Raw genomic sequence first — 13021 nt, 5'->3', positions numbered from 1 at the left:
GACACGATCGGACACGCGCCGGGGGAGCGAAGGGTGATCAAGCTTGCGTGAAGCACCCTGAGCGCCTAAGACCTTTCTGATTTGCCAAACAACGGGCCCAGGTCGAACGTGCGCTTCTTTCGCTTTTCCATGATGATGGTGCTCATGCTATGGGCGCAGACGATCGCGGCGCAGACGCTGACGGTCAACACCGTGACCCGCCCGCCGTTTTCCATGGTCGAAAATGGCAGGGATACCGGGTTTTCCATTGATCTGGTCGATGCTCTGGCCAAGCGTCTTGGCTGGGCCTACGAGATCAACCGAACCGACACATTCGGGGAGATGCTCGAGGGTGTGCGCAGCGGCACGGCCGACATGGCAGCGGCCAATATCTCGATCACGGCGGCGCGTGAGACCGAGATGGACTTCAGCCAGCCGGTGTTCGAAAGCGGTTTGCAGATCATGGTCCATGCCGATGATGTGCGCCCGCCGTCGCTGCTCCGGGCCATGTTGTCCTGGGATCTGGCGGCCGCTATCGGACTTGCTTTTATCGTGCTTTTTGGCGGCGGCATGCTGATGTGGGTATTTGAGCGCCGTGCCCAGCCCTATTTCGACCGCCCCCTGAACGAGGCCTGGTTTCCATCCTTCTGGTGGGCCTTGAACCTGGTTGTGAATGGCGGCTTTGAAGAACGCGTCCCGCGCACGCCCATAGGGCGTATGTTCGGCGTGCTCCTGGTGATTTCCTCGCTGTTTGTCGTCTCGATCTTCGTGGCAAAGATCACCACAGCCATGACTGTGGAGGCGATCACCGGAAAGGTGAATTCCGTCAACGATCTATACGGTCAGCGCGTGGGTACGATCACAGGTTCGACCGCGTCCGGTTTCCTGCAGCGGCGGGACATCGACTTTTACGACTTCGCTGGGTTGTCTGAGTTGATCGAAGCCTTCGAGGAAGGCGACATCGATGCGGTTGTCTTTGACGCGCCTGTCCTGAACTACTACGTCAACCACGAGGGAGAGGCGCACGGACGGACCATCGGGGCTTCCTTCCTGCGTGAGAACTATGGGCTCTTGTTCCCGCAAGGCTCACCTCATACCGAAGAGGTGAACCGCGCATTGTTGGCGATCCAGGAAGACGGCACCTACGATCAGATCTACAAGCACTGGTTCGGCAACACCAAGTAAGGCCGGAAATCCGCAAATCGGTCAGTGAATCGTGGCTTCGTCGCCGTCAAAGAAGGGCGTCATCTGCGCCACGATAACGGCGTTTTCCGCCAAGGCGCGCTGCATGAGATCGCGTTCTTCGTCCCCGATCTCATGCCCTTCGGCCTCGCGTTCCTCCAGCGTACCATAGCCGGTCACATCCAATGGGGCGGTATCCGCCTGTTTCAGGATTGCGACCGTCTCGCGTACCGCTTCCGCTTCGTCCACGCCCGAGGCATAGATCATCAGTGCTGCGCCTGTTGCGCCATCTGGCAGGCCATCGCCCTCTTTGCGTCCGATCTGAACCAAGAGTGTGTAGACCTGCTGGCGAGAGGGTTTCTTCTTTTCCATGGGCCGCAATTACGCTTGCGCGGTCTTGCGGTCAATCGGTTTAGCGCGCGCTGGAAAACGGCTGCACCCAGAGGTGAGGGGTGCTGGCTGTATTGCCAGTGTGAACGTCAGTATCGCGTGTGCATCCTGTAGCCTGAATGGAAGTGAAGCCTAACATAGGTAACGGGCTGCGCTTGAAACCAGGTGCTGCGCTCCATCTGAAACAGCGGCGCACCCTCTTGGACACCAAGAAAGGCGGCGATCTCGGTCTCTGCGGCGACCGAAGACAGGGTTATTTCGGCATCCGAAAAGGGTACCCGCGCCAGCAGCCATTCGTTTGGGCCGGTGTCATTGAAGTCTGCCTCGGCGATGTCGGGGACGGCCTTGATGTTGATCCAGCGGTTCTCGTGCTGGAATGGGCGATTGTCCGCGTAATGCATACATGTGAGGTGCAGAACTTTAGTCTCCGCAGGCAAGCCCATTTGGGCGGCCAGCCAATCGGGGGCGGCCACGATCTCGCGGTTCACCAGCCTGTAGCGGTAGGCCGCGTTCATCTCTTCGACCTGCTGCCGCGTGACGCTGATTTCCAGCCGGGCCTGTTTCACAGGAGCGACCGCGACGCGTGTGCCGCTTTTGCGCTTTCGGTCGATGATCCCGCGCTCGGCCAACTCCCGCAGGGCGCGGTTGACGGTGGCGCGGGCGCAGCCGAATTCCTCGGACAGCTCCTGCTCCGTCGGCAACAGGCTGCCCTGGTCCCAGATCCGGCCCTTTATGCGGCGCAGGACCTCGTCCCGTACATCCTGATAGGTGGTCTTCTTTTCCGGTTGCAACGGCTGTCCTGTCACTGGCGTCAATGGCGCGTCGGGGTCTTTGTCGGTCTCTGCGCGCCGTTTGTAAAGTTGTGCGGCTAAAGCGATGCACAGAGGTCACGGATGGTCTTGCGATAGACCGCGATGATCGCATCGCGGGCAATGTGCTGCCCCTGCCTGACCTGATGGCGTCCGGCACTCCAGACATCGGTGACCGCATCATCGCCTGCGGCAAAGCAAAAGCCATCCAGCAGCTGTTCCTGCGCGAGTGCACAAAGGCCAGGAAGGCCACTGTCGATGGCCATGAGATCAGCCAGCGCGCCCACCTCGATCAGCCCGCTGCCGCGCCCCAGCGCCTGCGCACCGCCCTTTGCCGCGCCAAGGTACAGCGAATTGCCCACCGATCCGACCTCTTTGACCATCACGTTGCGGGCCAGATCGCGCAGGCGCTGAGAATACTCCAACGTGCGCAGCTCTTCGGGCAGGGAAATACGAACATTGGAATCCGACCCGATGCCAAAGTGCCCGTCATTGGACAGGAAGCCCGGCCCGTTGAAGGGGCCATCGCCCAGGTTGGCCTCGGTAATGGGGCAAAGACCCGCAACGGCTCCGGTCTTGGTCAGATCGTGCGTCTCTGCCTCGGTCATATGCGTTGCATGGATCAGACACCAGCTGTCGTTGACTGGCGCATTTTCCAGCAGCCATGCGACCGGAGTCGCCCCGAGCCAGCCCGAGATGTCCCGCACTTCGGCGGGTTGTTCGGCGATGTGGATGTGAAGCGGCGCACCCTCCTGCAGCGTGATCGCGCTCAAGAGCTCAACTGGACAGGTCGCCCGCAGGGAGTGGGGCGCGAGGCCAACCACCGCATCAGCGGGCATGTCACGCCGGGCCGAGGTGCGTACCCCGTCCAGCAGCGCGGCAAAACCATCCAGGGAATTGCCAAAGCGGAGTTGCCCACCTGACAGTGGCTGTTGCCCGGCGCCGCCATAGGAATAGAGGACCGGCAGATGCGTAAGGCCGAGGCCGGTCTCGCTGGCGGCGGCAAAGATCCGCTGGCTCAGTTCGGCAGGGTCTGCGTAGGGCGCGCCTCCCGGCTGGTGGTGGATGTAGTGGAACTCCCCAACCGAGGTAAAGCCGGCCTCGAGCATCTCCATGAAGGTCAGCGCCGCAATCGCCTGGATATGGTCCGGGGTAAGCCTTTCAACGAAGCGGTACATCAGATCGCGCCAGGTCCAGAAGCTGTCCTTACCCGGAGCGCGATGTTCGGTCATCCCGGCCATGGCGCGTTGAAAGCTGTGCGAATGCAGGTTGGCGATGCCTGGCAACAGCGTATCGACCCGCGTATCCCCGTTCTGCGGCGCGGCTCCCGGTGTGATCGTCGAAATGACCCCGCCTGCAATTTCAAGGCGCAGGTCTTGTACCCAGCCATTGGGAAGACAGGCTTGCCGCGCAAAAATTGTCTGCATGAGATAACCTTATGTATAGACATAATATGAGTATGCTCATATCACTTCCCCATCAAGACATTTCTGAGGACCGAATGAGCGATCCAATCCAATATGTGCTGAGCGACTGTACGGCTGCGACATTGGGGCAAGGGCGAATCCCATATGGGCTGATCCAGAACGCGGCGGTTGCCATTGATCAGGGCCGGATTGCCTGGGTGGGTCGCGCAGCAGAGCTGCCTTTGCGTTTCCAGACGTGGGCGAGCGTCGATCTTGAGGGTCGCCTGCTGACGCCGGGGTTGATCGATTGCCACACTCATCTGGTTTTTGGGGGCGACCGTGCGCAGGAGTTCGAATTGCGTCTGAAAGGCGCGTCCTATGAAGAGCTCGCGCGCGCCGGGGGAGGGATTGCTTCGACCGTCGCCGCGACCCGCTCTGCTTCGGTGGATGAACTGATCGCCAGCGCCCTGCCGCGTCTGGATGCGCTGATCGCGGGAGGGGTGACAACGGTCGAGATTAAATCCGGCTACGGTCTCGATCGCGCAACCGAACTGAACATGCTGCGTGCGGCTCGACGGCTGGGGCAATTGCGACCGGTTACCGTGACAACGACTTTTCTGGGGGCGCACGCGGTTCCCCCCGAATACGAGGGGCGGGCCGAGGCTTACCTGATCGAGATCTGCCTGCCGACCATGCGCGCCGCCCATGCCGAAGGGCTTGTCGATGCGGTGGATGGGTTCTGTGAAAACATCGCCTTCTCTGCCCCGCAGATCGATCTTGTGTTCCAATGCGCGGCGGACCTCGGTTTGCCGGTCAAACTCCACGCTGAGCAGCTGAGCCATCAGGGTGGAACCGCCCTGGCGGCCAGGCGCGGGGCGCTTTCGGTCGATCATCTGGAATATGCCAATGAAGCGGATGCCGCAGCCATGGCAGAGGCAGGTTCCGTTGCGGTGATCCTGCCGGGGGCTTTCTACACCATCCGTGAAACCCAGGCGCCGCCGATAGATCTATTCCGCAAGCATGGCGTGCCCATGGCTCTCGCCACCGATTGCAATCCCGGCTCCTCTCCGATGACCTCGCTATTGATGGCGATGAACATGGGCTGCACCCTGTTCCGCATGACACCGGAAGAAGCACTTGCCGGGGTGACCACTCATGCCGCCCGCGCGCTGGGCCTTTCGGATCGGGGTCGCATCGCACCCGGCTTGCGTGCCGATCTTGCGGTATGGGACGTCACGCGCCCGGCCGAGCTGTCCTATCGCATCGGATTCAACCCGCTTCACACAACCATTTTTGAGGGCAAGACATGCTCCAGATAACGCCCGGAGCGGTGACACTACACACGCTCGAAACCATATATCGCGGCACGGATTCCCTGTGTCTTGACCCGTCCGCCCGCGCCGGGGTCGAAGAAGCGGCCCGCATGGTCGCTGTGGCTGCCGCTGGCGATGAGCCGATCTACGGGGTCAACACCGGCTTTGGAAAACTGGCCTCAACCCGGATTGCCCCAGCCGATACCGCACAGTTGCAGCGCAACCTTATCCTAAGCCACTGCTGCGGGGTCGGCGATCCGCTGCCCGCAGACAAGGTCCGGCTGATGATGGCGCTCAAACTGGTGTCGCTGGGGCGCGGGGCATCCGGTGTGCGCTGGGCGGTCATTGAGCTGATCGAACAGATGCTGTCCTATGGCGTCATCCCTGTTGTGCCCTCGCAAGGGTCAGTCGGTGCCTCGGGCGATCTGGCGCCGCTTGCGCATATGGCAGCGGTCATGATCGGAGAGGGGGAGGCGACGGTGGCGGGCACCCGAATGTCAGGTGCCGAGGCCTTGAAACAGGCCGGATTGGAGCCTGTTGTCCTGGGCCCGAAAGAGGGGCTGGCCCTTATCAATGGCACCCAGTTCTCCACCGCCTGCGCCCTTGCCGGGCTGTTCGATTCCTGGCGGCTTGCAGAAGCCTCCATCGTGGTGGCCGCCTTGACCACGGATGCGATCATGGGCTCTACCGCGCCGCTGTTGGCCGAGGTACACGATTTGCGCGGACACGCTGGGCAGATTGACGTGGCCCGTGCAATGCGTCGCCTGATGCAGGGCAGCGAGATCCGCGACAGCCACCGTGAGGGCGACAGCCGCGTGCAGGATCCCTACTGCATCCGCTGCCAGCCGCAGGTTCTGGGCGCGGCGCTGGACGTTCTGCGCATGGCCGCCCGCACGCTTGAGGTGGAGGCGAACGCCGTCACCGACAATCCGTTGGTGCTGACCGAGGCCGGGCGGATTGTCTCGGGCGGGAACTTTCATGCCGAATATGTGGGCTTCGCCGCCGATCAGATTGCGCTTGCCATCGCCGAGATCGGCGCCATTGCGCAGCGCCGCGTTGCACTGATGGTGGATCCGACCTTGTCCCATAACCTGCCGCCCTTCCTAACGCCCGATCCGGGGCTCAATTCCGGCTTCATGATCGCCGAGGTAACGACAGCTGCCCTGATGAGCGAGAACAAGCATCTCGCCAATCCTTGCGTGACAGACTCCACTCCGACCTCTGCCAATCAGGAGGATCACGTCTCCATGGCTGCTCATGGCGCGCTGCGTCTGGCTCGAATGGGGCAGAACCTTTCGGTCATCCTTGGCGTGGAGCTGCTCTGCGCCGCCCAAGGGGTCGAAGCGCGCGCGCCGCTGACGACTTCCACCCATTTGCTGGATGTGATGCGGGACTTGCGTTCCGAGATTCCGCCTTTGGCCGAGGATCGCTACCTCGCGCCCGAGATCGAAACGGCCAGCGCCATGGTTCGGGCAGGCCGCATCGCGGCGGCAGCGGGCATTGAGGTTGAAAAATGATCGAGGTCACGCGCGGCGCATCGCCCCTCGTACTGGGGCTTCCACATACCGGCACCCATGTCCCGGTCGAGGTCTGGGACAGGCTCAACGAAACCGGTCGCGCGCTGACGGATACGGATTGGCATGTGCACGACCTCTATTCCGGTCTGATCGACGGAATCACCACGGTGCGCACCCCTATCCATCGCTACGTGATTGATGTGAATCGCGACCCCGATGGACAAAGCCTTTATCCTGGGCAGAACACCACAACGATGGTCCCGATGACGGATTTTGACGGGCAACCGATCTGGCAGGAGGGGGCGGAACCGGACGCGGCAGAGATTTCGCGACGGCGGGATCTTTTTCATGCGCCCTATCACGCGGCGCTAGAGGCCGAGCTGCGCAGGGTCCGCGATTTGCATGGCTTTGCCATCCTCTACGACTGTCATTCGATCCGCAGCCAGATCCCCTTCCTGTTCGATGGCATGCTGCCGGATTTCAACATCGGCACCGATCGCGGCGCGACCTGCGATCCGAGGATTGAGGCGCAGGTCCAGCAGCGGTGCGAGGCTGCCAAGGGCTATTCCTCCATCCTCAATGGCCGCTTCCTTGGTGGCTGGACCACCCGCCACTATGGCCACCCCGCGAAAGGGTTTCATGCCATTCAGATGGAACTGGCGCAGTCGACCTACTGCGTTGAGGCTCCGCCCTGGACCTATGACAACTCCCATGCCGACCGGCTGCGCGACCATCTTCGCCACATCCTGACTGATCTTATTTCCTGGAGGCCGACATGACCGATCCCCGCAAGAACAACCGCGACATCTACCCCCCTACAGGACCCAAGATCAGCGCAAAAAGTTGGCTCACAGAGGCGCCTCTGCGGATGCTGATGAACAACCTGCACCCGGATGTGGCCGAGAACCCGCATGAACTGGTGGTCTATGGCGGTATCGGGCGGGCTGCGCGAACCTGGAAGGATTTTGACCTCATCGTCGACAGCCTGCGGAGCCTGGAAGAGGATCAGACCCTTCTGGTGCAATCGGGCAAACCCGTCGGCATCTTCCAAACCCACAGGGACGCGCCGCGCGTGTTGATTGCCAACTCGAACCTGGTGCCGCGCTGGGCGACCTGGGATCACTTCAACGAACTCGATCGCAAGGGGTTGATGATGTACGGTCAGATGACCGCCGGGTCCTGGATCTACATCGGCACCCAAGGCATCGTGCAGGGCACCTATGAGACCTTTGCCGAGGCCGGGCGCCAGCACTATGGCGGCGATCTTTCCGGCAAGTGGATCCTCACAGGCGGCCTTGGCGGCATGGGCGGTGCGCAGCCTCTTGCGGCGGTGATGGCCGGGGCCTGCTGCCTGGCGGTGGAGTGCAACCCGGACAGCATCGATTTCCGTCTGCGCACGCGCTACCTCGATGAAAAGACCGACAGCCTGGATGAGGCGCTGGCGATGATCGCCCGCTGGACGGCTGCAGGCGAGGCGAAATCCGTCGGCCTTTTGGGCAATGCCGCAGATGTCTTTCCTGAATTGGTCCGTCGCGGCATCCACCCTGATCTGGTGACGGATCAGACCTCGGCCCATGATCCCATCAACGGCTACCTGCCCCAGGGCTGGACCATGGGGGAGTGGATCGCAAAGCGTGAAACAGACCCTAAAGCAGTGGAAAAGGCCGCCCGCGCCAGCATGAAGGTGCAGGTCGCGGCCATGTGCCAGTTCCACGCCATGGGCATTCCCACAGTGGACTATGGCAACAACATCCGCCAGATGGCCCTGGAGGAGGGGCTTACGAACGCATTCGATTTTCCCGGTTTCGTGCCTGCCTACATCCGCCCGCTGTTCTGCCGGGGTATCGGCCCCTTCCGCTGGTGCGCCCTGTCGGGCGATCCCGAGGATATCCGCAAGACCGACGCCAAGATGAAAGAGCTTTTCCGCGAAAACGAGGGTCTGCACCGCTGGCTGGATATGGCAGAGGAGCGGATCGCCTTTCAGGGCTTGCCCGCGCGGATCTGCTGGATCGGGCTGGGCGACCGCCACCGGGCCGGGCTGGCCTTTAACGAGATGGTCCGCACCGGAGAGCTGTCCGCGCCGGTGGTCATTGGCCGCGACCATCTGGACAGTGGCTCTGTCGCCTCTCCAAATCGCGAGACAGAGGCGATGATGGATGGCTCGGATGCGGTGTCGGACTGGCCGCTTCTGAATGCGCTGCTGAACACCGCCTCGGGGGCGACCTGGGTGTCGCTGCATCATGGCGGCGGGGTCGGTATGGGCTTTTCGCAGCATTCCGGCGTGGTGATCTGCTGCGACGGCAGCGAAGACGCTGACCGCCGTATTGCCCGCGTATTGTGGAACGATCCTGCCACCGGCGTCATGCGTCATGCGGATGCGGGATATGAGATCGCCAAGGACTGCGCGCGAGAGCATCAGCTGACCCTGCCGGGGATCCTTTAACGAGAAAACGCGCCCCAATTGGGGCGCGCTTCAAGAACCGTTTGGTAAGGCCGGGATCAGTCGCGCAGCAGCTCGTTGATGCCGGTCTTGGAGCGGGTCTGCGCATCCACGCGCTTTACGATCACCGCACAGTAGAGGTTGATGCCGTTCTTGGAGGGCATGGAGCCGGAGACCACAACCGAATAGGGCGGCACTTCGCCATACATGACTTCGCCGGTTTCACGGTCGACGATCTTGGTGGATTTGCCGATGTAGACGCCCATGCCAAGGACCGAGCCTTCGCGCACGATGCAGCCTTCGACCACCTCGGAGCGGGCACCGATGAAGCAGTTGTCCTCGATGATGGTGGGGCCGGCCTGCATCGGCTCCAGCACGCCGCCAATGCCGACGCCGCCGGACAGGTGCACGTTCTTGCCGATCTGTGCGCAGGAGCCGACGGTGGCCCATGTGTCGACCATGGTGCCCTCATCCACATAGGCGCCGAGGTTCACAAACGATGGCATCAGAACCACGCCCGGCGCGATGAAGGCGGATTTGCGCACGACGCAGTTCGGGACCGCGCGGAAACCGGCGGCCTTCCACTGGTTTTCGCCCCAGCCTTTGAATTTGCTGTCGACCTTGTCCCACCAGCCAGAGTCTTGCGGACCACCGGTCTGGATCTCCATGTCCTTGATGCGGAAGCCCAGCAGCACGGCCTTTTTCGCCCATTGGTTCACGTGCCAGTCGCCGTTCTCCATCTTCTCGGCGACGCGCAGGCTGCCGGAATCTAGCGCATTGAGCGTATCCTCGATCGCCTCACGGGTTTCGCCCGAGGTCGCGGGGGTGATGGTGTCACGCGCCTCCCAGGCGGCTTCGATTGCGGCTTCCAGCTGTGCGTTGGACATATGTGTATCTCCGGCAAGAATAGGGTTTCGCGCCTACATAGCGGCATTTGCGGGCAAGGTCATGTGCGGATTGCGGTGTTCGGGCGCCTTTTGGCGGCCTCGGACGATCTAACGCACCCGGCGCAGGTGGCGGCGCAGGATCTCGCATCCCGCCGCCGCATCCCGCCGCAGCATGGCCTGAACGATGGCGGCGTGATCCTTATCGGCGCGCGGGCGCCACTGGTGTTTCCAGTTCGCAAACAGATGCCGGGCCGAAGCGATGTGCAGATCGTCGATGGCCGCCAGAAGGCGCGGCATGCCGCAGGGCGACAGGATGGTTCGATGAAACTGGCGGTTCAGCCGCTCCCAGGAGGCCATGTCGGTTGCCTCGTCACAGGCGATGCGGGCGGCGTCTGCCGCTGTGGTGTCTGTATCGCTCAGCCGGGCAAAAGCGTGTGTCAGCGCCAGAACCTCCAGCGCCACGCGCATTTCGATCACTTCTCGGATCTCGGCGGGATCAAGGGCGCTCACGCGGGTGCCACGGCGCGGCTGCGAATAGGCAAGCCCGTGGGCCTCCAGCCGCAACAGGGCCTCGCGCACGGGCACATGGCTGGTTTCGAACTGGCGCGCGATATGGTCCTGGCGCAGCTTTTCGCCCGCAGGCAGCTGCCCGGTGACGATACGCTCGCTCAGCTCCAGATAGATCCTGTCTGCAATCGTGGCGGTCATGACCCTGCGATAGGGTGCCTTTGGCCCTGTCGCAAGCCTTAGCCCTGCGATGCAAGCGGATCTGGGGCGATATTGCCACCACAGACCAGCACGGCCACACGCTCCTCGGGTTCAGGCTTGTAGGCGCCCGACATCAGGGCCGCCAGAGCCGTGGCGCCTGCCGGTTCAGTCAGGATGCGCCGCTCGCGCCAGAGCGCCGTTTGCGCCGTGACAATTGAATCGTCCGATACGGTTACCGAGTTCACGCCCTTTTCCTGTGCGAGATCAAAGCAGATCGACCCGATGCGTTTGGCGCCAAGGGCATTGGCCGCAACGCCCGAAACCTCAACATCCACCGGGGCACCTGCCTCAAGCGCGGCATGGAGCGCGCAGGAGGTATGGGGTTCGACCGCAACGATCTTTTTGCGACCGTCAAACCACGCCAGAGCGCCGGCAATCAGCCCACCACCGCCAACCGCGATTACCACGGTATCGGCCTCAAGCCCCTGATCTTCCCATTCGGAAAAACAGGTGCCCTGACCGGCAACGGTGCCTGGGGCATCATAGGCGTGGACCTGCATCGCGCCGGTTTCGGCCTCGTAGCCTTGTGCCAGTTCCAGCGCATTCGCGTAAGCGCCGGGTACGACCTGCAGATCGGCACCTGCATCGCGGATCAGGGAGATCTTGGCGGGGCCGGCCATCTCGGGCACGTAGATCCGCGCCTTGTGACCTAGCTTGCTGGCCGCATAGGCGACGGCTGCACCGTGGTTGCCGCCCGACGCCGCAACAAGACCTGCCTCCGGTACGTCACTGCTCAGCAGGGTGTTGAAAGCGCCGCGGGCCTTGAAGCTGCCGGTGTGCTGCATGTGCTCCAGCTTCATCTCCACCGCGAAGGGCAGGCCAAAGCCTTGCGTCCGCAGAACCGGTGTAACCTGTACATGGCCGTTGATACGCTCTGCTGCCTTGGTGATTTCGCCTGTCCAATTCATCTGGTCCGCCTGTTCCTTGCTCGTGCGGGGGAGACTACGCCACTGCGCCTCGGGCGCAAGAGGTTAGGAGCAGCGTTTGACTGGCGCCCGCCGCACGGCGCGGATAGACAGGAAAGTAAGTGAACAAAAAACGCAGGCAGTCCCCATGAGTGATGATCGCAAAAGTCCGTTTCCCGACGCCCTGTCCGACCGCAGCCGCGCCGAACACATTCCCCTGACCCCGCAAACGCAGTCTCCGTCCTATCGGCTGGCCTTTGCGGATGATGCCTTCATGCTGCGGGACGAGCTGCGCCCGGTGCGTCTGCAGCTGGAACTGCTGAAACCGCAGCTTTTGCTGGACGAAAGAGGTATCGAAAGCACGATCGTCATGTTCGGCGGTGCCCGTATTCCAAGCCCGAAGAACAAGGATCAGGCACGCACCAAGACCTTGGCGGATCTGTCGCATTTCTATGATGAAGCGCGAGAGTTTGCTCGGCTGATGACGGTGGAGTCGCTGAAATCCTCTTGTCGTCACAATGTGGTTGTGACCGGCGGCGGCCCTGGCGTGATGGAGGCCGGCAACCTGGGTGCCAGCGATGCGGGCGGGCACTCGATTGGTCTTGGCATCGTTCTGCCGCATGAACAGGCACCGAACGAATATGTGACGCCGGAACTCAGCTTCAACTTCCACTATTTCGCTGTGCGCAAGATGCATTTTCTGATGCGCGCGCGGGCGATCACTGTGTTCCCGGGCGGTTTTGGGACGCTGGATGAACTGTTCGAGAGCCTGACCCTCATTCAGACCGGGCGGATGGAGCGGGTGCCCTTCATCCTTTTTGGGCGCGCCTTCTGGGAAAAGATCATAAACTGGGAGGCCTTGGCCGATGCCGGGACCATTTCAGACCGAGACCTGGACCTTTTCCGATTTGTCGAGACCGCCCAGGAGGCGGTGCATGTCATCGATAACTGGGAGCCGGCGCCGCCGCGCGACTCTCTGCCGGACCGCAATATCTGAGCGTCGGGCGATCCATCAAACGCTTTTGAAGCATGCCGCCGGTGTTCAGCAGAACTCTGGCGGCAGGACACCGATTGGCACGTTCTTGGGTAGCCGTGTCAGGATCTGTTCCCCTTCGACGGTCTTGATGCCATAGCCGTATCCACGCAGGCGGAATTTCCATTCGCGCGGGCTGAGTGCCTTTTCGCGCTCATCGCGGATCATGGTCAGAACGCCCGGTTCGATCTCATTGAGATTGGCGGCTTCGCCGATGCTGTACTGCATTTCGATTCCTTTCTGGACTACATTGTCGCTGGAATCGAAACTGTTCCGCCTGAATGGCGAAATTTCACCTGAAACAGGGAAAGATTGCGGCAGGGACTGCGCAATCATGGCAAAAAGCGGCCACAACGGCGCGATCCGCGTGGTCCAGTGGCGATATGCCCGCC

General features: G+C 62.0%; 13 protein-coding genes. 6 read left to right on the top strand and 7 right to left on the bottom strand.

Annotation, left to right across the window (positions count from 1 at the left end; translation table 11 throughout):
• The first annotated feature begins 144 nt into the window (after window positions 1–144).
• Window positions 145–1164, top strand: coding sequence for a transporter substrate-binding domain-containing protein (locus tag AADA15_RS05815; RefSeq protein ID WP_341640611.1), 1020 nt, complete (start codon window positions 145–147; stop codon window positions 1162–1164).
• Between the two features lie 21 nt (window positions 1165–1185).
• Here the strand turns inward: AADA15_RS05815 and AADA15_RS05810 are convergent, their stop codons facing one another.
• From AADA15_RS05810 to AADA15_RS05800, 3 genes are all read right to left on the bottom strand, one after another.
• Window positions 1186–1533: a DUF8846 family protein gene (locus AADA15_RS05810; RefSeq protein WP_341640610.1), complete on the bottom strand. Its 348-nt coding sequence runs from the start codon at window positions 1531–1533 to the stop codon at window positions 1186–1188.
• 107 nt (window positions 1534–1640) lie between these two features.
• On the bottom strand, window positions 1641–2342 hold the full coding sequence (gene hutC / locus AADA15_RS05805) for a histidine utilization transcriptional repressor HutC (protein ID WP_341640609.1): 702 nt from the start codon (window positions 2340–2342) through the stop codon (window positions 1641–1643).
• A 77-nt stretch (window positions 2343–2419) separates the two neighbouring features.
• Window positions 2420–3787: a formimidoylglutamate deiminase gene (locus AADA15_RS05800; RefSeq protein WP_341640608.1), complete on the bottom strand. Its 1368-nt coding sequence runs from the start codon at window positions 3785–3787 to the stop codon at window positions 2420–2422.
• 74 nt (window positions 3788–3861) lie between these two features.
• Here AADA15_RS05800 and hutI point away from each other — a divergent pair, with 74 nt between their 5' ends.
• From hutI to hutU, 4 genes are read left to right on the top strand one after another with little or no spacing between them, the layout of a single operon-like run.
• Window positions 3862–5085: an imidazolonepropionase gene (hutI, locus tag AADA15_RS05795; RefSeq protein WP_341640607.1), complete on the top strand. Its 1224-nt coding sequence runs from the start codon at window positions 3862–3864 to the stop codon at window positions 5083–5085.
• Complete coding sequence (gene hutH, locus AADA15_RS05790) at window positions 5073–6596, top strand: histidine ammonia-lyase (protein ID WP_341640606.1); 1524 nt, start codon at window positions 5073–5075, stop codon at window positions 6594–6596. The genes hutI and hutH overlap by 13 nt, the downstream gene beginning before the upstream one ends.
• Window positions 6593–7375, top strand: a complete 783-nt coding sequence (gene hutG / locus AADA15_RS05785) for an N-formylglutamate deformylase (RefSeq protein WP_341640605.1) — start codon at window positions 6593–6595, stop codon at window positions 7373–7375. Before hutH ends, hutG begins: the two co-directional genes overlap by 4 nt.
• Window positions 7372–9039, top strand: coding sequence for a urocanate hydratase (gene hutU, locus AADA15_RS05780; RefSeq protein WP_341640604.1), 1668 nt, complete (start codon window positions 7372–7374; stop codon window positions 9037–9039). Before hutG ends, hutU begins: the two co-directional genes overlap by 4 nt.
• Before the next feature lie 56 nt (window positions 9040–9095).
• On the opposite strand, the gene dapD is transcribed toward hutU, so the two are convergent.
• From dapD to AADA15_RS05765, 3 genes are all read right to left on the bottom strand, one after another.
• Window positions 9096–9923, bottom strand: coding sequence for a 2,3,4,5-tetrahydropyridine-2,6-dicarboxylate N-succinyltransferase (dapD, locus tag AADA15_RS05775; RefSeq protein WP_341640603.1), 828 nt, complete (start codon window positions 9921–9923; stop codon window positions 9096–9098).
• A 108-nt stretch (window positions 9924–10031) separates the two neighbouring features.
• On the bottom strand, window positions 10032–10631 hold the full coding sequence (locus tag AADA15_RS05770; protein WP_341640602.1) for a GntR family transcriptional regulator: 600 nt from the start codon (window positions 10629–10631) through the stop codon (window positions 10032–10034).
• A 38-nt stretch (window positions 10632–10669) separates the two neighbouring features.
• Complete coding sequence (locus tag AADA15_RS05765; RefSeq protein ID WP_341640601.1) at window positions 10670–11599, bottom strand: threonine/serine dehydratase; 930 nt, start codon at window positions 11597–11599, stop codon at window positions 10670–10672.
• Window positions 11600–11744: 145 nt separating this feature from the next.
• On the opposite strand from AADA15_RS05765, the gene AADA15_RS05760 reads away from it, so the two are divergent.
• Window positions 11745–12593: an LOG family protein gene (locus AADA15_RS05760; RefSeq protein ID WP_341640600.1), complete on the top strand. Its 849-nt coding sequence runs from the start codon at window positions 11745–11747 to the stop codon at window positions 12591–12593.
• 45 nt (window positions 12594–12638) lie between these two features.
• Here AADA15_RS05760 and AADA15_RS05755 read toward each other — a convergent pair whose 3' ends face one another.
• Complete coding sequence (locus AADA15_RS05755) at window positions 12639–12857, bottom strand: hypothetical protein (RefSeq protein ID WP_341640599.1); 219 nt, start codon at window positions 12855–12857, stop codon at window positions 12639–12641.
• Window positions 12858–13021 lie beyond the last annotated feature (164 nt).

The organism is Phycobacter sedimenti, from assembly GCF_038148855.1.
Taxonomy (GTDB): domain Bacteria; phylum Pseudomonadota; class Alphaproteobacteria; order Rhodobacterales; family Rhodobacteraceae; genus Phycobacter; species Phycobacter sedimenti.
The sequence above is the reverse complement of the archived record's forward strand: the minus strand, read 5'-3'. Positions and strand labels throughout refer to the sequence as shown.